21 protein-coding genes and 1 tRNA gene are annotated in these 21,195 nt (G+C 39.0%); 5 read left to right on the forward strand and 17 right to left on the reverse strand.

The window, feature by feature from the left end; translation table 11 throughout:
• Positions 1 to 4: 4 nt before the first annotated feature.
• Positions 5 to 856, reverse strand: coding sequence for an alpha/beta hydrolase (locus ACKWCA_RS09455; RefSeq protein WP_413977937.1), 852 nt, complete (start codon positions 854 to 856; stop codon positions 5 to 7).
• On the opposite strand from ACKWCA_RS09455, the gene ACKWCA_RS09460 reads away from it, so the two are divergent.
• The 3 genes from ACKWCA_RS09460 (at position 855) to ACKWCA_RS09470 (ending at position 3,802) form a co-directional block, all read left to right on the forward strand.
• The gene (locus ACKWCA_RS09460) at positions 855 to 2,315 is read left to right on the forward strand and encodes a sulfatase family protein (protein ID WP_413977938.1); all 1,461 of its coding nucleotides are present in this window, start codon (positions 855 to 857) and stop codon (positions 2,313 to 2,315) included. The genes ACKWCA_RS09455 and ACKWCA_RS09460 overlap by 2 nt on opposite strands.
• Positions 2,316 to 2,817: 502 nt before the next feature.
• A complete protein-coding gene (locus ACKWCA_RS09465; RefSeq protein ID WP_413977939.1) occupies positions 2,818 to 3,606 on the forward strand; it encodes a DDE-type integrase/transposase/recombinase in 789 nt (262 codons plus the stop codon).
• Between the two features lie 25 nt (positions 3,607 to 3,631).
• Positions 3,632 to 3,802 (forward strand): Lacal_2735 family protein, encoded by a 171-nt coding sequence (locus ACKWCA_RS09470; RefSeq protein ID WP_413977940.1) that lies wholly within the window; start codon positions 3,632 to 3,634, stop codon positions 3,800 to 3,802.
• A 246-nt stretch (positions 3,803 to 4,048) separates the two neighbouring features.
• On the opposite strand, the gene ACKWCA_RS09475 is transcribed toward ACKWCA_RS09470, so the two are convergent.
• The 13 genes from ACKWCA_RS09475 to ACKWCA_RS09535 form a co-directional block, all read right to left on the reverse strand.
• Positions 4,049 to 4,312 (reverse strand): hypothetical protein, encoded by a 264-nt coding sequence (locus ACKWCA_RS09475; RefSeq protein ID WP_413977941.1) that lies wholly within the window; start codon positions 4,310 to 4,312, stop codon positions 4,049 to 4,051.
• Between the two features lie 120 nt (positions 4,313 to 4,432).
• Complete coding sequence (locus tag ACKWCA_RS09480; protein WP_413977942.1) at positions 4,433 to 4,786, reverse strand: bleomycin resistance protein; 354 nt, start codon at positions 4,784 to 4,786, stop codon at positions 4,433 to 4,435.
• Positions 4,787 to 5,155: 369 nt separating this feature from the next.
• The gene (locus tag ACKWCA_RS09485) at positions 5,156 to 5,587 is read right to left on the reverse strand and encodes a VOC family protein (protein WP_413977943.1); all 432 of its coding nucleotides are present in this window, start codon (positions 5,585 to 5,587) and stop codon (positions 5,156 to 5,158) included.
• Between the two features lie 156 nt (positions 5,588 to 5,743).
• Positions 5,744 to 6,349, reverse strand: a complete 606-nt coding sequence (locus ACKWCA_RS09490; RefSeq protein WP_413977944.1) for a DUF998 domain-containing protein — start codon at positions 6,347 to 6,349, stop codon at positions 5,744 to 5,746.
• A 174-nt stretch (positions 6,350 to 6,523) separates the two neighbouring features.
• Positions 6,524 to 7,654 carry an alpha/beta hydrolase-fold protein gene (locus ACKWCA_RS09495; protein ID WP_413977945.1) on the reverse strand — a complete coding sequence of 377 codons (1,131 nt, stop codon included), beginning with the start codon at positions 7,652 to 7,654 and terminating at the stop codon, positions 6,524 to 6,526.
• 179 nt (positions 7,655 to 7,833) lie between these two features.
• Positions 7,834 to 8,538, reverse strand: coding sequence for a hypothetical protein (locus ACKWCA_RS09500; protein ID WP_413977946.1), 705 nt, complete (start codon positions 8,536 to 8,538; stop codon positions 7,834 to 7,836).
• 238 nt (positions 8,539 to 8,776) lie between these two features.
• Positions 8,777 to 9,847: a bifunctional transcriptional activator/DNA repair enzyme AdaA gene (locus ACKWCA_RS09505; RefSeq protein WP_413977947.1), complete on the reverse strand. Its 1,071-nt coding sequence runs from the start codon at positions 9,845 to 9,847 to the stop codon at positions 8,777 to 8,779.
• Position 9,848: 1 nt separating this feature from the next.
• Positions 9,849 to 10,604: an isocitrate lyase/PEP mutase family protein gene (locus ACKWCA_RS09510; RefSeq protein ID WP_413977948.1), complete on the reverse strand. Its 756-nt coding sequence runs from the start codon at positions 10,602 to 10,604 to the stop codon at positions 9,849 to 9,851.
• Positions 10,605 to 10,607: 3 nt separating this feature from the next.
• On the reverse strand, positions 10,608 to 11,114 hold the full coding sequence (locus ACKWCA_RS09515) for a hypothetical protein (RefSeq protein ID WP_413977949.1): 507 nt from the start codon (positions 11,112 to 11,114) through the stop codon (positions 10,608 to 10,610).
• 329 nt (positions 11,115 to 11,443) lie between these two features.
• Positions 11,444 to 12,184: a methyltransferase family protein gene (locus ACKWCA_RS09520; RefSeq protein WP_413977950.1), complete on the reverse strand. Its 741-nt coding sequence runs from the start codon at positions 12,182 to 12,184 to the stop codon at positions 11,444 to 11,446.
• Positions 12,185 to 12,284: 100 nt separating this feature from the next.
• A complete protein-coding gene (locus ACKWCA_RS09525; RefSeq protein ID WP_413977951.1) occupies positions 12,285 to 13,154 on the reverse strand; it encodes a helix-turn-helix domain-containing protein in 870 nt (289 codons plus the stop codon).
• Between the two features lie 91 nt (positions 13,155 to 13,245).
• Positions 13,246 to 13,785, reverse strand: a complete 540-nt coding sequence (locus ACKWCA_RS09530; protein ID WP_413977952.1) for a hypothetical protein — start codon at positions 13,783 to 13,785, stop codon at positions 13,246 to 13,248.
• 373 nt (positions 13,786 to 14,158) lie between these two features.
• A tRNA-Met gene (locus tag ACKWCA_RS09535) sits at positions 14,159 to 14,231 on the reverse strand.
• 206 nt (positions 14,232 to 14,437) lie between these two features.
• Here ACKWCA_RS09535 and ACKWCA_RS09540 point away from each other — a divergent pair.
• Together ACKWCA_RS09540 and ACKWCA_RS09545 are read left to right on the forward strand one after the other, a co-directional pair.
• Positions 14,438 to 15,799, forward strand: a complete 1,362-nt coding sequence (locus tag ACKWCA_RS09540; RefSeq protein WP_413978033.1) for an alanine/glycine:cation symporter family protein — start codon at positions 14,438 to 14,440, stop codon at positions 15,797 to 15,799.
• 41 nt (positions 15,800 to 15,840) lie between these two features.
• Positions 15,841 to 16,629 (forward strand): hypothetical protein, encoded by a 789-nt coding sequence (locus ACKWCA_RS09545; RefSeq protein ID WP_413977953.1) that lies wholly within the window; start codon positions 15,841 to 15,843, stop codon positions 16,627 to 16,629.
• A 39-nt stretch (positions 16,630 to 16,668) separates the two neighbouring features.
• On the opposite strand, the gene ACKWCA_RS09550 is transcribed toward ACKWCA_RS09545, so the two are convergent.
• Genes ACKWCA_RS09550 through ACKWCA_RS09560 form a run of 3 tightly spaced genes read right to left on the reverse strand, consistent with a single transcriptional unit; the run spans position 16,669 to position 21,159 of the window.
• On the reverse strand, positions 16,669 to 19,845 hold the full coding sequence (locus ACKWCA_RS09550; RefSeq protein WP_413977954.1) for a CHAT domain-containing protein: 3,177 nt from the start codon (positions 19,843 to 19,845) through the stop codon (positions 16,669 to 16,671).
• Positions 19,845 to 20,594 carry a tetratricopeptide repeat protein gene (locus ACKWCA_RS09555; protein WP_413977955.1) on the reverse strand — a complete coding sequence of 250 codons (750 nt, stop codon included), beginning with the start codon at positions 20,592 to 20,594 and terminating at the stop codon, positions 19,845 to 19,847. Before ACKWCA_RS09555 ends, ACKWCA_RS09550 begins: the two co-directional genes overlap by 1 nt.
• Positions 20,587 to 21,159, reverse strand: a complete 573-nt coding sequence (locus ACKWCA_RS09560) for an RNA polymerase sigma factor (protein WP_413977956.1) — start codon at positions 21,157 to 21,159, stop codon at positions 20,587 to 20,589. The genes ACKWCA_RS09555 and ACKWCA_RS09560 overlap by 8 nt, the downstream gene beginning before the upstream one ends.
• Between the last annotated feature and the right edge of the window lie 36 nt (positions 21,160 to 21,195).

Raw genomic sequence — 21,195 nt, forward strand, 5'->3', positions numbered from 1 at the left:
GGTGCTATTGGATCTTGATTTTCGGGTGGGCTTCCAGATAGCCGAGGGATTGTAAAAAGTCATCGGCCAAGGAGACAGTTTCCCTATAGTTTTCAAACTTGGCGTAATTGAAAAAACCGTGCGATTCCCCTTCAAAAAGATGTAGATCACATCGACTGCCCACTTTTTCCATCACTATGTTGTAGTAACGACTTGTTTCAACAGGAATCAAATGGTCTTTCGTTCCCAAAAAAAGGAGTGTGGGTGGGGCACCTTGTTTAATATTGTGCAAGGGGGAGAATGTTTTATAGGAATCACCGATTCGCTCATGTCCATAGCCGCCCGGACCATTGTCGATTACGGGATTAAATAAGACCAATGCATCGGGGATCGCGGATATCGACAGATCATCCGTGCTTTCTGAATACCCTTCGATCAAGGCGGTGGCCGCCGCAAGATGGCCTCCGGCAGAACCACCGGCTGCAATGACTTTGTCGGAATCGACCTGGAATTTTTCAGCATTGGCCCTTATGTAACGGATAGCCGATTTGGCATCCATGAGCGACTCGAAAGGAGTTGTTCCCTGTCTGCTTTCCACCCTATAATCCGCCAAAAAACAGACGATTCCCCGTTGCGCGAAATATTGGGCTTGAGGCTCGAACTGTTTAGTGCTACCTCCTTTCCATCCGCCGCCAAAGAAGAAGACCATGGCCGGGTACTTTTTTGAACTAGTCATTGTTGCAGGCCGATATACCTCTAGCATCAATTGTACGGTATCGATTTGCTTGTAGGCCAACTTTTCAACTTCTTGGGCCATGCCTAGCGAAACTGTAAAAGCACTAAGGAGAAAGAAGAGGATATCGTGTTTTTTTATCATGGATAATACTACTATTTTTAAAGGAATTGGGCCTGATGGGTCTGTGATGCCCTCTAAAGTATTAAAATTAATGAATCGATACCTCATTTATTTCTCGATAACCCTCTTGGTCTTGAGTTCGTGTGCTGATGAACCCAAAACACAAGAAGCCAAAAAGCCCAATATTATCTTTATTCTGACCGATGACCAACGGTTCGACGCGTTGGGCTATGCCGGAAATAGTTGGGCCCACACTCCTGAAATGGATGCTTTGGCCAAAGACGGAACCTACTTTAAAAAAGCCATGGTCACCACCCCGATCTGCGCTGCCAGCAGGGCCAGTATTCTAACGGGGTTGTATGAACGTACTCATCACTATGACTTTTCAAGTCAAGGCATCGCCCCCGAGTTGATGGAGGTTTCTTATCCTACCATTCTTAAAAACAACGGCTACCGTACTGCTTTTTATGGAAAATACGGAGTTCGGTATGACGGACTTGACAAACAATTTGATGCCTACGAATCCTATGACCGCAACAATACCTACAATGACAGACGTGGTTATTACTACAAAACCTTGGACAATGATACGGTTCATCTAACACGTTATACAGGGCAGAAGGCCATGGATTTTATCAAGAACACCGCTTCCGACCGACCGTTTTGTTTGTCTTTGAGTTTTAGCGCGCCGCATGCCCATGATTCGGCGGAAGACCAATATTTTTGGCAAGAAGAAGTCGGCACCCTGCACGATACGATCGACATGCCGACTCCTGATTTAGGCGAACCGCTCTTTTTCGAGGCCCAACCCAGTTTTGTTCAAGAAGGGTTTAACCGAGTGCGTTGGTATTGGCGTTACGATACTCCAGAAAAATACCAGCATAGCCTGAAAGGGTATTATCGAATGATTGCTGGGATCGATCTAGAGATTGGCAAGATCCGACAAGCACTGCACGATAAGGGACTTGCTAAAAACACCGTAATCATTCTGATGGGCGATAATGGTTATTTTCTTGGGGAACGCCAATTGGCGGGAAAATGGCTATTATACGATAACTCCATACGGGTGCCGTTAATCATATATGACCCCCGGGGGGTAGCGCATCAAGATCGTTCCGAAATGGTTCTGAACATTGATGTACCCGCTACCATACTCGACTTAGCAGGTTTGCCAAGGCCTCATACTTGGCATGGCCAGAGTCTGATGCCGATGGTCGTCGATAACAAGACGACCGTCAAGAGAGACACGGTGCTGCTAGAGCACTTATGGGATTTTGAACATATTCCGCCCAGTGAAGGGGTCCGTACAGAAGACTGGAAGTACTTCAGGTACATCGATCACCCGTTGCATGAGGAATTATATTATTTAAAAGAAGATCCGCAGGAAATCGAAAATCTCGCCAAAGACCAGGCCTATGAAGACGTTCTGATGCAGTTAAGAAAAAAATGTGAGGCATTGATAAAGGAAAAATCCCCATGATAGCATTACATAGGCTTTCGATTGAAAGACGTACTATGGCGAACCGATACTGGTTTTACAAGAAAAAGCCCAGAGCTGGCCTGTCTGGTGAAAAGGTAGGCTCACGAGGAATTCGAAGGAAACTAAATTTGCCGTATCAACCCTTGCGGCGACAGTTGGATGTAAATATCGATATGGCGTAAAGGTTGATTTTTTCATCAAAAAAGTGAAAAAATCGACCCTCATCCCCCATTTTTTTAAAAACACACTTCTTCAACGAAAATATCTACTGCCCCTCCCTTTTATTTTAGAGACATTTGAACTGTTCTTATTTAAGCAAACTTAATTTCCAGGGGTGCCGTGATTATCTTGAGCTCACGGGTTAAGGGCACATCCTACTGTTGCTCCAAAACTAGGGTGAGATGATAGGTGTCTTTATTAATGGTTAAATATAGGTGGGCCCCCTGGAATGCTTAAATAGGTGTAAAATAGCTAAAGTATAGAAGAATCAAACCTACACCATATGGAAAACAAATCGTTAATACTGGAAGATGACGGATATGCCGTCGGAAATCACAACTATGATGATCAACTCAACTTTCAGTTGGATACCTCCTACTTCCGTGATTTTCAACATTCAAAAAACCATCATGGACTTCTAGCGGAGTTGAAGTATGTTGCCAAAGATTACATTCTTTTTACAAAAACCTGGTTGTCAAGGTTGATGACGTGGCCCGTGGACCAAGGCTATTCAAAACGGTATCGCCAAGACAAGATTCTCAAGGATTGCTTTATTCAAGGTGAAATTCAAGAGAAGCTCAGTACAATAAGAAGTAGGCTTTTATTTGCGAACCTTGATAAGGTGCCAATGGAAAGTCCGGTTATGGGAAGAAAACACTCCAGTATCAAAAGCGCCGGTATGTTTCCGCTCAGCGAGGCCGTATTACAATGGGTACAGCAGCAGTCGAATCTCAAGAACCTGATAAAAAAATACCCGAATCTGAAGAGGAACTCACAAGTTACGACACCTGAACAACTATGGATTGCCGATATCACGTTTACGAATACCCGAGAGGGTAAACGCTACTTTCATATGATTACCGATGCGTATACCAATCAGGTAATGGGATATGCCGTATCGGAAGATCTTACTACGGCATCAGCAATCAGAGCGCTAAAGATGGCTTTGGGAAACCGAAAGCACTATGGTGACTTGATACATCATTCCAAAAGAGGTATTCATTACTGTATGCATAGGTATATACAGCTTCTCAGGGAGAGCAATGTTAAAATGAGTGCTTCGGAATTTTAAGTGTCAAACCAAAACCAGTCCTTTTATGAAAGCATATAACAAATACAGGATAGAGCTGTTAAAAAAATTGACTGTACGGTATCAGACTCTGGTCGAACGTGCATATAACCTGAGACAAACCGATGAAAGCAAAAGTGATTATTTTACCTATGAAGCGACGAAAATCCTTCAGAAAATCAATTGGTTGGATCTGTAACCCCGGTGAGTTAGCGCGCATAGCGACATGGGCAGGCTGAAAGTATACCCTTCAAGCGCTATAGGTATCGGATTGTCACTAACCCCTTAAAACCTTTTGAGGTCAAGATTTCTAAAAACCAAGTTGAGGTTTTCTACTGATCTACTCCTCGGCCAAAGCATTGACCCCACATGTATTGTACCAGTGCTTGCCGAGGAAAGTAGATTTCCGTATTCTGGGCATTCATTGCGCTAGATTTTGACTATTTCACCTGTTGTACAAAAACGGTCGCTCCGAGGCTGTATTTGTTGGTGCTGTAGTTTTTTTCTTCTGAAAATCGACATGGACGATTTCACCGAAATTTCCTTTTTGTTCGATGGTGTGTACCACCTTTAAGATATTCGTATAATCACTATTCAAGGTGAAGCTGTAGGTATGTAAACTATTCTCGCCGATATGAAAGAGGTGAGGTTGTTTAAACTCCATCACCTGGGTATTGGTTTTGGTGGCCTCTTGGTTAATGGTTCGCAAAAGTTTGTTCTGAAAAGGATATGCTTCGTTCTGGCATGAAAATCCATTTCAGTGCTAGTTTGTATTCAAAGCGAATCAGCTGCAAATTTTTCTGCTCTTGTAGACGGTTCGTTTATGAATTTAGTAGATACTTTGGCCAAATGTCAAGAGGTTGTTGTCTGGGTCAAGTAAGGCAAATTCCTTTTGCCCCCAAGGTTTGGTCTGCAATGTTCCATTTGGATGTATCTCGATTTTACTGTCAAGCATGGACTCATATAAACCCTCAACATCGTCGGTTCTAATGTACACTTGCCCGTAATTCTCTTTGGGGTCAAGTTCTTTAAATTCAAAAAAATGAATTTCTATTTGATCCTTTTTGACCATTAAATACCCTTCATAGTCTCCTATTTCTTGAAAACCCAATTGATTGATGTAATACTTTCTTGAGTTGGATTTGTTGCGCATGGGTAATTTTGGATTAATATCAGTGAGCATGGTTCTATTTGTAAGTTTATACTATTTCGATGTTCAAATTCAGTTTAAAAATATTCCTAAAGTCCAATTTTGTAGTATGCCTAAATGCCCGGCCGAAGGCAAGCGTTTAGTCATGAGAGCTATCGATACGCAAGCAATGCATTTTTAGGCTTTGGTATTCATATTCTGGGACTAGTAACACCAAAAAATCAATTCGTAGTGATACTATTTCCACGTTTTCGTCGATTTCCCAAGATGATGAATGCATTCCATCTCCATATCCTCAATAAAACAGTGTTTGTCTATGGTTAGTTGCGAGGTTAGGCGACTCATGTTGCAAACAAAAACTTGCCATAGCGATTAATTCTAGTTTTGGTTTTGCTTCGTTTTTTAGTGTATTGTTTGAAGATAATTTACCATCCATTGCACCCCGAATTTATCTGTAAATGTCCCAAAGTACGCTCCCCAAAATGTATCGGCTAGTGGCGCTGTTACTGTTCCACCCGATGAAAGCCCATTAAATAGTTTAATAGCTTCTTCTCTACTCTCTGGACTAATGGATATGTAATAATTAGTTCCAAAGGTTAGCGATTGCCCCATCGATTCAAGTGCATCTGTCCCCATAAGGAAATTCCCGGGCCCTATGGGTAAACCAACATGCATTACCTTTCGCTTGTCGACTTCCGACATTGATTCATTATCAGGCATATCCCCAAAGCGTCGTATTCCACCAACGAATTCAACGCCAAATACCGATTTGTAAAAATTAAATGCTTCTTCAGTATCACCCATAAAGCTTAAATATGTATTGATTGCTGCCATATTTTAGTTTTTCAGAAATTGATTATTCTTAATCTTTTTAGTATTGAAGCGCAGCGGTCTCGGCTACGAGTAGTTAGGTGTTTTAAAGTTATGTTTTATTCCGAAGAACGAAAGGTTTCTTCGTAGGAAAACCCATTCTTTAATCATCAGCTGCAATTACTTATAGCCAATGTTGTATACAGTTTTTTTATTAGTAATCAGTTCGATTGAAGTCATTGCTGTCCAACCAAAAATTATCATAAATACCAATCGATGTGTAATTGACATTGACCAAAACCCAAATACAAAACCTATCATTGACAATACTAGAATGACAGCAGTGAAATTTGCCCTATTCCTTATTCTTCGTTTCAATTTTTGGTTGTATCCAAGTCTCGAAAGTCCGAAGAACCAAGATGCCAATCCTAGACAAATGGCTACTATGTGGGCTTTAGAAACTGATGTTCTGGAAAATTCCATATCAATCGGTATTGCTGTAAAGGCAAACCCTAATCCGAATAAGGCTAATAGTATTGATAATAGTTTATCATTGAGCAATTTCCCATATGAAAGCCCGAATATAAAAAGTAATATTCCTACCACTGCAAATCCAATTAGATTAAACCAAAGTGCATTGGGTTCTCCTTTTGCTCCAAGTTTACTTATAAAGTCCTCCCAAAAACTGAAACCTGAATTTGATACTCCAAAAATCAGTAGTGCAGTTATTAAAGTCAGTACCGATAGAAGACCAAAAATTCCGATATTTTTTTCAGTTAATTTCATTTTCTGTCTTTAGTGTTCAACTTGCTGGCAACGGTTTCGTGTATGAGTAGTAGCGGATTTCTATTCACAAACCTTTCGATTTTGAACAGACCTTTATTTTATACTTTCGTTTATCACTTGAACCACTATTATTTATATATCGTGTTGTAGAACGTTTATGTATTTAATTTTTAATTAGTGTTTCCCATTTTTCGCATCAATAAGCCCTTTTTGCATTTCTTCTTCAAATTCCGAATTTGGATATTTGGTAAGTCCTGCCTTAAAAAATTTAATAGCATTTTGGTAATTTTTATGTTTTAAGTAAAATTGGCCGAAACGATTTTGCCAATAGGCCGAAGCATATCTTTTTGTCGTCAACACATCTTCAAATTCGGTCATAAAAAGTGTAAAATACTCATAGTTATTTCTGTTCCAGGCTAACCAAATGAGTGCGTCTTTTGTGCTGTTATCTATTTGTTTATCCATACCAAATCGTTTTGACCGTTCTTCAAAATAGGTAGTCAGGTAGTTCATGCCACCTAAATCAATATACTCCCGTATGCTTTCGAACACAGGGGAATTATAGTTGTGGTAGAAATATTTCAGTCCTTTATAAAGAGCCAAATGTCCGAGAGATTCATGCACTTCATCATTAAACAAACTATATTTCCAAATAAGGTTTTGCGGAGCATGATTTTTCAAAACTTCATGGAACGCATCTGTAGAACTGATATAATAAATATCCTTTTTGGAGTTGGCCATGAATAGATATACGTCTTTTTTTGAAGTAAAACTTTTTACGTTATCCTCAGAAGCATAACCTCCATCAGTTATGATGGCCCCATCAAAAATTTCACTTTGTTGTAATATCAAATCACTTAGATAATAAGCAGCAGATTCCCATCCGAAAATCACCCGATCATCACTCGTCCTGTAGTTGGAATCTACGTAGTGAATGACTTCTTTGACTAAGAAATTAGTAAACTTTTCATTTTCATCTCCAAATAACTCTTGTCTTAATGGATTACTGGTATTAATGCCTACAACAATCATTTCTGGAATAGCTAGCGGTGTTTTCATTGCAGTCTGAATCGCTACACCACTTAAGAAATACCATTGCCCATCTAAAATATACAGTACAGGATATTCTTGTGCGGAATCTGAATAATCGTCTGGAACATAAATTTGAATTGTTCTGTCTTGATTTAGTATGGAAGACTTAATGGTATGATTAATCCCAATACTAACAGGAGAACTATCCTCCTGTGCTACACATAGTCTCGTATTTATAAAACAAAACATGGTGAAAATGAGCAATTTTTTCATGGAGTGGATTTCTTTCTTATGATTTCTAATATTCTACAACTGTTCGGCTAAGGTTCGTTGCTGTGATTCGTCAGAACCCCAATGACTATAGGGGCAGCCGAACCTAAACCTGCCTGCCGGTAGGCAGGGATAGCTTTTTGCACCGGATTTCCTGAAAGGAAATTCGCAAGCAATGAATTTTAGGCTTTGTTGTGTTTAGTTTTTATTCTTTTAAATATCCAAATCCCAATAGCAATTCGAACTATTGGTTGTAGATAAGAATAAATCCATTCATAAAGCCAATTTACTGGTTCATTCAATGAAGAAATTCCGAGATAATACCTTGTAAATGAGCAAAGGCTCAGTATTCCGATGAATAAAAATGAAACACCAATCCATTTTCCAAGTCCATTTTCCTGAATGAGTGCAGTACCGTATAGGAATGAACCAAGTCCAAAACCGTAGATAACAAGGAAATACTTACTATCTGAAATTCCGTTTGCAGCATTAATCAATGACTTAAACATACTTTTGGTAATCTCACTTTCAGCATTTACATAGTTAGGTCTCCATATTTGATTTAAGGTGTCTATTAATAAGGATTGTTGAGACATTTCAGTATATGCCCAAACCAACAAGAATAAACTACCAACTATAATTTGTGTAGGATATTTTCTAAAAAGAAGGCAAGCGATACCTAAACTTGCAATTATGTTTACCTGAGGGTGGAAAAATAATATCCAAAGTTTGGTTAAATATAGTTTGTTCTCAAAAAGTAAAGTTTGAGATTCGAAATCTGAAGCTACTGGATTTGGCAGGAATATTAACAAACTAGTTGATATCGCTCCAAGAATAGAACAAATTCCAGTAAGTTTTAGAAAGGATTTATAATTAGAAATATTCATTTTCATTATTTTATCCAAATTAAGCACACGCTTGAGCTACGAACAGTAGGGGAGCAAACTAACGTTTGCTTTTCACCGGGCACATAGCGAAATCTTTTTGCCTGCCTGCCGGCGAGGCAGGTTTTGTTTCTTTTCCTGTCTAAAGCAAAATCCCATTCCGACAGCTATCGGGATTGCGGACCTCATAAAAATACACAAACCATTCGATCCTGTCTGCCAGCAGGCGGGATCGAATGGTCTATAGGTGTTGTGATGTGCAGGCTTTTTCTCTTTCGTGGTCTAGTAACCAACGCTTTCTTTCCATTCCTCCACCATAACCCGTCAATTTTCCATTAGACCCGATTACCCGATGGCATGGAACTAGTATGGCAATCCGATTGCATCCGTTTGCAGATGCTACAGCCCTAATTGCCTTAGGTTTTTCAATTCTTTCCGCTTGTTGTTTGTAAGTAGAAGTTTCTCCGAAAGGTATTTTTATTAAAGAATTCCAAACTGAATTTTGAAAATCCGTACCTGGAGTATGTACCTTAACATCGAAAACTTTACGTTGGCCATTGAAATATTCCGATATTTCATTCTTGGCCTGTTTGATGTGTTCATTTTCGCCAGTGATAATTCTAGCTTTTAGAAGTCTTTGTAAATCTTTGAATTCAGTTTCTAGCATTCTTCTGTCCACGAATTCCAAAAGGCAAATTCCAATATCGGTTGCACAAATAAACATTGGGCCAATGGGAGTGGTCAACCTACTGATCAGTATGATATGGTCCTCTAAGCTTTTTTGTGGTGATTGCCCAAGTAGTTTTTTATAGGTATACCCAAAACCGCTTAACGATTCATAACTCGTATCGAATGCTGTTGCGGTAACTTTTTTACGGGTCTTTAGTTCTTGAAATGCACTATTTATGCGATACATTCTTTGGTAGGCGTGGAAGGTCATACCGTAATTTTTTTTGAACCACCTTCGGACAATTTCCGGACTCACCTTATTTTGGCGAAGTCTGAAATCCGAGATTTTTTCTTTTGGATGGTTTTTTACCAATTCCATTGCAATTTCCACTTGTTTGGGAGCTTGGTTGGCGTTTTGGGTGGGTTTGCAGATTTTACAGGGTCGGTAACCATGAGCTAAGGCCTCTTTGAACGAAGTATAAAATTCAACATTTTCCAATTTTGGTTTTCTTGCTCTACAAGTTGCGATACAGAAAACCGCTGTGGTTTTTACACCTACAAAGAAAATACCAACAAAACTTTGCTCTCTGTTTAACAGAGCAGCGTAATAGGTTTCTATTTTTTTCTTTTCTGTAATGCGCATTCTAAAAGATCGATTTAAATGAGTTGTCAGTTAGAACGGTTTTTGTGATTTTTTCAAGACTAGAATACATCTTATCAAATAAGAAATTGCCCATGCTTATTCGCTTTACACCTGATTTTTTCAAAGTTTCGAAGGATGGAAGGTTTGGCATGCACATTACATTTATAGGCAAATTAGTTGAACTTACAATTTCTTCAATATCGTCTTTTTTCTCAATACAAGGTGTGAAAATTCCATCTGCACCTGCATTTCCGTATAATTTGATTCGTTTTTTTGTTTCGACGATTACGTTCGGATGGCCTAATAAAAATGTGTCGGTTCTTACATTGATGAACATATTTACATTTGCTTTTTCAAGAAGTTGTCGTACTTCTGAAAGTGTCTGAGCGAATTCATTTTTGTTTAGCAAAGTTCTTTTCTTTACGACAACGCTATCTTCGATATTTATTCCAACCACTCCTAGATCTGCCAAGCGTTTAATATTGTCCGAGATTTTTTTTGGTAGACGGCTGTAACCAGATTCCAAGTCCACGGATAAGGGTACTTTAGAAACTGACGAGATTTTTTTCACAAAGTATTCCAATTCAGAAAACCTCATTTCTTCTCCGTCGTTGTATCCAAGAACACTAGCAATAGCAGCGCTCGAAGTACCAATAGCTTGAACGTTTAATTTTTCTGCAAGTTTGGTGCTCGCCACGTCCCAGACATTGCAAATTAGTAACGGACTATTTTGATGGTGTAGGGTTTTAAATTCCATTTTTCAGTTAAGATTTAGTGATATGTTAAGTATTGTTCTTGTATTCAAACTGATTTTTTTTTGATTGTATGCAACTCCAACACACAATGGAAGTCCAATGGAACCCCAATCGAAACTATAGTTGAGAAAAAAGCATAGTCCGGTTGTGTAGGTAAAGGAATCTGAATCCAACAACTGTTTGGGAACATACGTTACCTCTCCGAACCAATTGGTGTGCAATTTCCAATTACCTCCTAATTCTTTTGTTTTCAGGGTTGTTCCAAAGAAGGTGTAAAATCCATAAACATTGTTGTTATCTATGAACGTTGCAAGTTCGATAAATCTGGATTTGCGCGAAAGTCCAGCTCCTATTGATATAACTGGACTATAGGCTATTTCATTTTGGTTGAAGTTATAGTTGACGACTTGGGGCGTACGTAAAAATAAATTAGATTTTAGTTCCTGCCCAGTTCCAACAATCGGTAGTGGAGCCAGTAAAATGGTCACTAGTACTTTTTTGTATGATTTCATGACGCAAATGAACGCTTATGAAATCCCCTTCGCAACCGAAAACTTGACGACTATTTTTTCAGCTTGAACATAACTACTAGTCTACGGAAAGTAGGTCGGGTAACGAAGCTAAAGCTTATTGTCGGCCTTCCGGCAAGGTAGGTTTTATAATTACTTTTATTTTTTAATTGCAAGCTTACGGCAGTGTTCTCAAGAACTTTCATTGTTAAAAATTGAAATCACATGACTAAATCCAAAAGATTTGGCGGACTTTGCAAACATGCCCAGTCCATTAAATTTAACACTTTATGCCCTATTTGCTATAGGTATTGTTGGTAATTGTTTTTTAGTCAATCGGTTTTTCTTTTTGTAAAAGGGATCATCATAGGTGTTTTCTTCATATATGCTAAATACTTAGATTTAAAATTTGATTTTAAATCTTTTTCCTCGTATAGAGCTCCAATGAAGAAATACACAGTCAGAAGAACAGCGAATACCAAATGTGTTGCTGACATCACTGGTGTAGACCATAGTCCTATAATGCCACCTAAGTACAACGGATGCCTAGTATATTTATAAAACGAAACCACTTTAAATTCTAATTCAGTATATGGTTTATTTACTAATTCTAAATAGGTTTGTCGTAGACCAAATAAATCAAAATGATTGATTAGAAAAGTACTTACAAACAAAATTACCCAACCTAAAAAAAATAAAACGTACATAGTATAAAATAGAATACTTCCTTCTTCAATTGTCCATATGTTACCACCAATTGGTTCCCAGTTCCATATAAGAACAAAGAGCAAAATACCCGCTTGTAGTACATAGGTACTTCTTTCTATGGGTCTTGGAAGAACTTTAGTAATCCAATTTTTAAATGATTTCCTAGCCATTATGCTATGTGGTACTGCAAAAAGTAATACAAGTGCAAGATTTTTTAAAAGCGCATAATAAAATGGGACCTCAGGATTTCTGTCGATTGATATTTCCGGAATTAAATGACTTATCGATAAAATCCAAAATAATAGGGAAGCAAAACCAATACAATAACAGATAATTGAGTAGACGAACATGAATAGCTTTTTCATAATATTTAGTTGAATTAATAATGACTCAAAATTCAATTAAATAAGCGACTACAAATTTGCTGAGCTGTCCTAAAAATATTCTCTAAAGCTCAAAAGTAACCTATGAACTGGCATTTAGTTTCCTAAACTGATTTGGGGGGAACTTGTATTTTTCTTTAAAGGTTCGAATAAAATGAGATGTATTCTTAAATCCACTATCATAACAAATTTCATTGATGTTCAATTGGGTGTTAATGAGTAGCATCTTACTGTAGGTAAGCCTTCTATTAATGAGCCACTTTGATGGTGAGGTTTCAAAACACTTTTTGAAATCTCTCTTAAAACTTGAAAGACTTCGCCCCGATAGTTTTGCAAAAGCTTCGATTGGAAGATCATATTGAAAGTTAGCATTCATAATATTTTCAATACTAGCCTTCTTTTGATTTGAAATCTCGAGCAATAAATTTTTAAATGAGCTATTGTCTTTATTAAGGGTGATATTGTAAATCAATTCTTTGAATTTTAGCTCCACAAGTTCAGCCGGAATAGCTTCATTCATTGTCAGATATTGTAAAATACTCTGTATTAAAATCTGGAACGAATTGTTGGTCTTAATTTTTAAAATGCCATCTTCTATAACTTTGTCTTGAGAAGCTCTTGATGTTAAATGATTTTGCAAAGTAAATTTTCTGATGAACTCATCATTCATAAAAAAAAGCATAACGCAATAGTCTTCTTCAAGATATTGCTTTGTAGCATACACCCCTTTTTTAACAAATAGTGTATCACCTGCAGTAAGACCATAGGTCTGTTTAGGAGTTATCCAATCTTTACGACCGCTAATAACGTATGTGATTAAGTGAGATTTAGTCCATAGTTGAAACTTTTCAACATTTAACGGGCATTTATATTCCACCAAAAGAAAGTCATTTCCAATATGCTTATTGAATTTGGGATGCTTTTTGAAAAAATCATATACATCTATAGTCATAATCTTTCGAAAATATTCTAGCTCAATATATGTATATAAACTATTGAATTCAATATCATATTTTTCTATTTCAATTGGGTTTACGGGAGTGTTAGAATAAATTGAAATTATTCACCGTGTTGGCGGTAGTTTTTATTCTATTCATAAGCCTTTTTTTTCGAATCTTTCTTTTTCCCTTTAGTAATAGGTCCAAGTCACTGGTATTTGCCATTCTATCGGGAATAATTATAGATTCTTCTTTTTTTAAAACTATTTCCATATATGTAAAATCGGTAAAAGGAGGTCCATCCCCGTAAGACTCAAATAGTTTTAAATGTCCAATCTCCGATGTTAGAATTTCTTTTTTATTTGTTCCGTCTTCAACAGTTAGTTTAGGAGTCTCTTTGTCCAGAATAATTGTTTTATTTCCGGCCTCTATTTGATATGCTTGACGATAAGCCACAATTCTAATTAATATAGCCAAAATGAAAATAAAAGGAGATACGCCCAATAATAATTTCCAAAGTTGATTTTGATTCCCTTGAATTCCTATTGCAAGTATAAAAGCTAAAATTCCACCCAAGCATATAGCACTTATTATCCAAAACCATGTGTCTGTATGCTTTTTGTATTTAAAATATTGGGTTTTCATATATGTTCGTTAATATACATTGTTTACAAAAGTTATAGATTAGAGTTTGCACTAAATTGGTTTTAGTACACCTTTCTTATAATTTTTAAAATGATTTCGTAAAAACTAGGGGTGTACCTGTACTGTAAAGGTTTTTTTGTACCATTGTTCAGAACCGCTTGAATGCTTAAGTAATTTAAAGACCCCATTGTATTTAAGACTTTATGGAGGAGTGTTTGATTTACCTATTCGCAGTTGATCGCAACTGTTTTCTTTTTTTTGCAGTCGAAGGTAATCTCTTTTACCAAAATTAGGATGCTTTAAAAACATTGTGATTCTGTACCCATGCAATAAAAAAAGGCTCCCGATTTCTCGAAAGCCCTTTATTTGCTAGTAGCGGGGACTGGACTCGAACCAGCGACCTTCGGGTTATGAGCCCGACGAGCTACCTACTGCTCTACCCCGCGATGTATGTTTACCGGTGCATCGCTACACCTTATTTATTTCACTTGTTTTGCAACTTCAGGCCATAACCCTGACGAAATAAAAACACGCTACTATTTGTAACGGGCGACAAATATACAACGGTTTCTTGGTTTAATCAATACTTGTGCAAATAATATTTCTTCGCATGCCGCTTCTAGAAAACCTGAAAATCCATACCTTCGAAATCATGGAAATACTCAATACTATTCTAGCGAAGGCCAATGACTTTGCGAATTGGCCGATGTTTGTCTTGTTGATAGGGGGTGGACTTTTTCTGGCCTTTTATTCAAAATTGCTGCCGTACCGCTTCTTTGGTCATGCCATTGCAATTGTCAGGGGAAAATATGACGATAAAAATGCGAAAGGTGATGTTAGTTCTCTACAAGCCCTATCAGCGGCAGTGGCTGCCACGGTAGGTTTGGGCAATATTTCGGGAGTGGCATTGGCAATTCATAGAGGTGGCCCGGGCGTTGTTTTTTGGATATGGATGACCGCCCTTATTGGCATGTGTATTAAATTTTATTCCGGTAGTTTGTCCATTATGTTCCGCGGAGAAGATTCGGAGGGCAAGCTGCAGGGTGGACCAATGTTCTATATTACGCAAGGATTGGGTAAAAAATGGAAACCCTTGGCCACATTTTTCTGTATAGCCGGCATGTTCGGATTTTTAGGGGTATTCACAGCAAATCAGTTTACCGAGACCTTTGTGAATGTCATCAAGCCATCCGAAACTTTTTTTCAGATGAGTGAGTTTAACTGGAAACTCACCATTGGTATAGTTCTCGCTATAATTACATCTTTCGTTATTTTCGGCGGGTTGTCAAAAATTGCAAAAGTTGCGACAGCTATTGTTCCGGCGATGGTCATGATCTATTTGGGGGCAGTAATTTTGGTCATGGTAATGAATTCATCGCAAGTGCTACCTTCGTTGAAACTGATTTTTTCAGAAGCTTGGAATTTTAATACTATCATTACCGGAGGTTTTTGGGGCCTGGTCATCGTCGGGGTGAAAAGGGCGATGTTCTCCAATGAGGCCGGTTTGGGTAGTGCCCCTATGTATCATGGACAATCAAAAAATGACGAGCCCATTCGTGAGGGGTTGGTTTCTATGCTGGGCCCTTTTATCGATACCATTCTGGTGTGTACATTTACAGCAATAGTAATAATCTTAAGTGGAGCATATTTAGAAGATACCGATGGCATTGTCATGACGTTAAGTGCTTTTAGAACTACATTATTCGGCTATGGAGATTATTTGTTAATGATTATCGTAGCGGCTTTTGCACTGTCCACCCTCTTTACGTATTCATACTATGGCGTCAAGTGTCTTTCTTTTTTGACCAACGCCAAAATTGGGAAATATTATAACCATTATTTCGTAATAACCATTGTTTTGGCTGCCGTGGTATCTTTGGATTTCGTTACCTATTTGATTGATTTATCCTATGCTTTAATGGTGATTCCGAATATGATAGCGGTATTGTTGCTGGCCCCTAAAGTCAATGTGGCTGCCAAGACCTATTTTGCCAAATTGAAAAAGTCGTCTTGATGACATTTTGTTTTCCTTTCGATATATAGGAAAACAACATCATGGGAAAACCAAATTTGAAGCTTTTTACAATACTGTGCATTACAGTGTTGATTTCTTGTACTAAAGACGATGGCCCTGAAACGAACGCTAATGATCTGCAAGCGGTCCAGGCCCAGTTTTGCAATAACTTTCAAGGCCCGGCCGCCGCGTATTGGAACATGTCCAACGGTGTTTTCTTGCCCCTACCTGAATTTCCGATTATCAAGAACCCGGGCGGGCGTATTACGAACGACCAACAGCCCTTATTAAGTTTGTCCTATCCCGTAGGATATCGGGGTTTTCAGATCATAGACGCCCAGACCGCCACATTAGGATTGGATATTCTCAGAAACGATAACGCCGTTTTCTTCCGATGGGTTCCTGTTTCGACCTCTTTTGGGCTGACCGACTTTGATCAGATCATTGCGCGCGAGATCAATACCATGTTTGCCGTATTGGGCTATGATCCCAATAATGGTTTTGAGGCCGAATGTCGCCGAAGCGTAAATCAACCCTTCGAAGGATTATTGGTGAATTTTAACGCACGTCTGTTGCGCTTTGGAAATTTTACCGCCATTGTATGGGTACGTTCGATACTTGTACCGGGTCTGGGATCTGTTAATTCGGCCATCCAGATCGCTGCGGCACCGACTGCCGAATTTGATGCACGTACCTTGGATACCTTTTTACCCTTCAATTTTCAATTGCACGTACGGCCCGATGGTGGTGGTTTTGTCGATAACGATGGCGATGGCTCCCCGGCACATTTAGACCCTGATGATAATGACCCCAACGTACGTGGAACATAGTCTGAGTTAGTAGTTAGTTGCAGTTGCAAAGGCCTCCCTTTAACCAGTGGAGGCCTTTTTGTTATAGAACAAAAGACCTATAACTGAAACTAGGGCCAGAGCTCCTAACCACCAGAACCAATTGCCCGAACTTGACAATTCAATCGGTGCGGTATCTCCCATTAGTATAAGTCCTGCCCAATATTGTGGGTGTAACGTTCTGCCTTCGGCGACGGCCAAATAATCGAGCTTGGCTTTACGAAGGGCTTCATCCTTGGGTAGTCCCTCTTCCAAATAGTTGTAGAAAAACGTCAAGATTTCTGTACTTGATTGCTCATCGATCTGCCAAAGGCTGGTCAAAATACTCTCGCTACCCGCATAGTTGAAGGCATGGGCCAATGAAATCATTCCCTCTCCCGGTTGATAGGTGGGTTTCCCGGTTTCGCAAGCGGTCAAAATCGCCAAATTTGAATTCAGATTCTGATTGTAGATTTCATAGGTATATAGATAGTTGTCATTGATATTCGTCGAATCCGAGACGTTTTTTGCAAAGACCAAACGTGAAAGTTCGGGACTGATATTATTCGATTCCGCATGGGTGCCGATATGGATGATTTTGTGTTCTTTGGCCTTTTCGGTGAATAGTTGTTTTGAAGCTTTTACATTGAGAAATGAGGTACCATCGTATTTTTTTGAAAATCGTTCGGCAATCTCTGAAATAAAGGGTTGAGGGAGTAATGTCAGGTATGTTTTGTCTAAATCTATAGAGTCGGAAATGGCCAAGGCGTACTCGTTTTTCATTCGCTTGTCAAATGCAGGGGCGAATGCGATAAAATCATTTTCATAGCGAACGGGAGCTCTTTTTTCATCCAATAACAACAGACTGTAGTTGTACGAAATAGAATATGTTGCCATCAAAATTTGTTGGGCCAAAGTTTCGAAGGAGCTTACCTCTTCAGGGCTGAGTAATTCAAAGCTGAGATTGAACAATTCCCTATCTGGAAATATGAGAAGTTTGTTTGTTGAAATATAGGGTTCTAACGGTTTCCAGAGTTGGTTGTATAAGTGATTGGAAGCTCTAGAAAAAATGGAGAGGTTTTGATTGAGATCTGATAGCTCATCGATTTTACGGCTAAGATTTTCCGCGGAAAGTGGCACTAGTTTTTCCAACTTGGAATCTGCCACATAAGCATAAAGCTGTTCGGAAATAAAAAGAAATCGAATTAAAGTGGTGTTTTTCGGGATTTGCTCTTTCAAATTAGCAAGCGGAATGGATATGGTAGCGTATCGCATTTCATAGTACTTGGGATGCGATATTTTTAACGAATCTAGAAAAAGATTCCATGTATGGATGTTTTTTAAATAAGTGGTGTCATTATCGATTTTGGCATTCACTTTTTCACGAAGATAGTTTTCGCGTTGTGCGATTTCCTTCCCAATATGAAATGATGATGTGTTTTGCGATAGATGTAACCGAGAACGAATTTTGGTGTAAATCGATGACTCGTGAAAAGTGAGAATGTTTTTTAAATAATTCGAATTTGGGTTTAGCTGGTGTAACTCAAGATTGATTTTCTTGCCAAAATCAAAGACGTTCTCATGGTCTTGAATAAGACTGCCAACATCATTTTGATTGATACGCAAAGCTTTGCTTTGCTCTAACATGCGAATTGCTTTGTCCAATTGTTTGGAGAGTTTTTTGAGCGATGTCTCGTTTTGTTCGTCGTTCAAGAAGTATATCGCCTTGGTATTCATCGCGATCATTTGCGCTTTGAACATATTCGCTACGCCATTGGAAGTATCTTGGTCTAAAAAATCTTGTGTAGCCGTTTCGACATAGGCGTAATCTTTTAAAATATCACCTGCTTTGGCTTTTGTATATAGTACGGCATCTACGAGCCTACCACTTTCCGAGGCACCTGTATGGGCATTTTCCAATATGCGAATGGCGTCATGTCCTTTTCCAATGTGCGCATAACTAAGCGCAAGGTTCATCATACCGAACAGCCGATCACTGCTAAATGCTTTTTCCTGTGCTTGGCGATGAAATTCATCGCCAAGGGTATAGTATTTTGCCGCCTCGGCATAGTTCTTTTTGCCGTAAAGGGCCCCTCCTAAGATGGTAAAAAGATTGGCTTTTAATAAGGCGTTTTCCCCTTCCATTTGGGCAAGTGAGGCTTCCGCTTCCTTGCAGAGGGCTATAGCGGATTCAAAATCTTTGTTCAAATTTTTTGCTTCCGCTAAGAGGGTGATGGCGGAAAAATACTCCAATAAATGTGGTTCAAAAGTGGCCTTTGCATGATTATAGGCCAAGTTGGATATCCTCTCGCACATCGCATAGTCCCCGGTCTGCTCATATAAAGAGACCAGATTGCGGTAAGCCAACGATAAGTTGCGTTGCGAACGATAGCGTAGCGGATGTTTTTTTTCGGTCCTTAAGAACTTGTTGTTTAAATGAATACAGTCTACTGCGAGGGTCATGGCCTCTTCATATTTGTTTTGACTCTGCTTTAAAAGCACCATATTCGCCTTGACGGCCGCAGGAAAATACAATTGGTTTTCACTGTTGCTTTCCATGACGTCTATTTTAAGGAGCGCTTGATTATAGTAAAAAAGTGCACTATCGGGTTTTGATGTGAGGTACATCAGTGCTCCCATATAATTTAAAACACGTGGTGCGATCTTGAATTTCATTTCTGGGTTCGCCTGTAACTTTTGATGGGCTTTTCTAGTGTTTTCTTCGAACGTAACAATGTTTCCCGAACGTAATCCGTACTCTCCTAAGTAATACAAAACTTCGGTCAGCATTTCTTGATTGTTTAGGGGTACCGCATATGACTTGGCGATGCTGGCGATTTCAAACGCTTTGTTGGCATTTCCCTTTTCATTATAAAGCTTTGATATGGCCAGATGGGAATGAAATAGTGCTTCTTTGGAACGGGATTTCAGTTTAATTTCTTGAAACATATCCAGAGCTCTCGGAAACGATTTTTGAGGGTGGGTCGTGAGTTCGATTTTGCCCAACCAATAGACCACTTTTGCAAGTGCATTATAATCGTTCCGCAATTTTGCCTGCGCTATTCGTGCATCAATCCGCATTTGGGCCTTTTGAATACTGTCTTGAATGACAAGTTGACTGATTTCACTGTTGAATTGGGTAGCTTCGTTTTGAGCATTTCCCACAAGGTGAAAACCCACAAGGAAGAAAACAAATACTATTTTAAATACCCTGTACATTATTGATTTTGAAGTAGCGTTTGAGAGAGCTCTTTGGCTTTCTTGAGGTCACTTGACTCCAAGAAGTCAATTGCTTTTTTTCGATTCCCTGATTTCAAATGAATCAAACCCAAGTAGTAATAGGCTTCCATTTCAAAATGGGTGCCTTTTGTTTGGATGGTATTTTCGAAAAAGGGAGTGGCTGTATTCGTGCTTCTATTGCCCAAGTGGGCCGAGCCCATAAAATAATTCAACGTATCGTTTGTAGGTTTTTTTTCAAGCAATTTTCCCCATTTCTCGATGGCAATATCGTAATGGCCTTGTTTGTAATCTACCATGGCCTCATAAAATTCGTAGTTGTCATTCGAGCCCATTACGGTAGGTAAACCGGGGTCTTGTGTATAGTAATCATCGAATAGTCGTTCGTTAGGGGCGGTGCGATTGAAAAACCAAAAACCGCCTACGGACAGTAAAAGGAGTACAGTAGCAGCAATACGGAAATTGAACTTTCTTTTGGGACCGTTCAGCTGCCGTACGGGAACGCCATCCTCATCCATGTTCTGATGAAATTCTTGGAGTTTGGCACGCATTCCGGCTTCTTCTACGGTGTGAAACAGTGCTTTGAACGTATCGAATTCGTTCTGAAGATCCTGGTCTTCGATCATCTTGGTCTCAAAAGCCCCTCTTTCTTCAACGGTCATTTGCCCAAGAAGATAGCGCTCAAACAATTCTTGTCGTTCTTCTGATATGTATTTGGGGTACTTATCCATTATTTTTTATTTCCAAGGTCAACTTCCGCAACTTTTCCATACAGCGGTACTTTTGATTTCTTGCAGAGGCCGAAGCCAAATTCAACGTTCGTGCGATAGCATCCATTGACTTTCGTTCAAAATAGAACAGGTTCAATAGTACTTTACAATTTTCACCCAATTGCGCCAAGGCTTGTTGCATTGCCTTTCTTTTGGTTTCTTCTTCGCTTTCATCCAATCCGCTAGTGTCATCCGCCGTAACGGATTTCAGTAGGTCAGGGCCCGACTTCTTTTTTTTGTATTCGGCCGAGCGCAGGTAGTCCGTCCATTTATTTTGGGCTATACGATACAAATAGGCTTCTACATTGGAATCTTCGGCCAATTTGTTGGCCTTGATGTTTTTCCAACACGCGATAAAAGCATCTTGAAAAATATCTTTTGCCTGGGTTTCATTGCCATTATTCTTTAAAACATAAATCTTTATTTTAGGAAATACACGCACATAAATTCCCTCTAAAACGTTGGTATTGTTTTTTCGAAAACCCTGAACGAGCTGCTGGTTGGTTTGTTCTTGTGTATTCCCCATACTCTTGAAAGTACAGGGAATTTACAGATTTTCATT

Source organism: Maribacter corallii (genome assembly GCF_047345415.1).
Lineage (GTDB): Bacteria > Bacteroidota > Bacteroidia > Flavobacteriales > Flavobacteriaceae > Maribacter_C.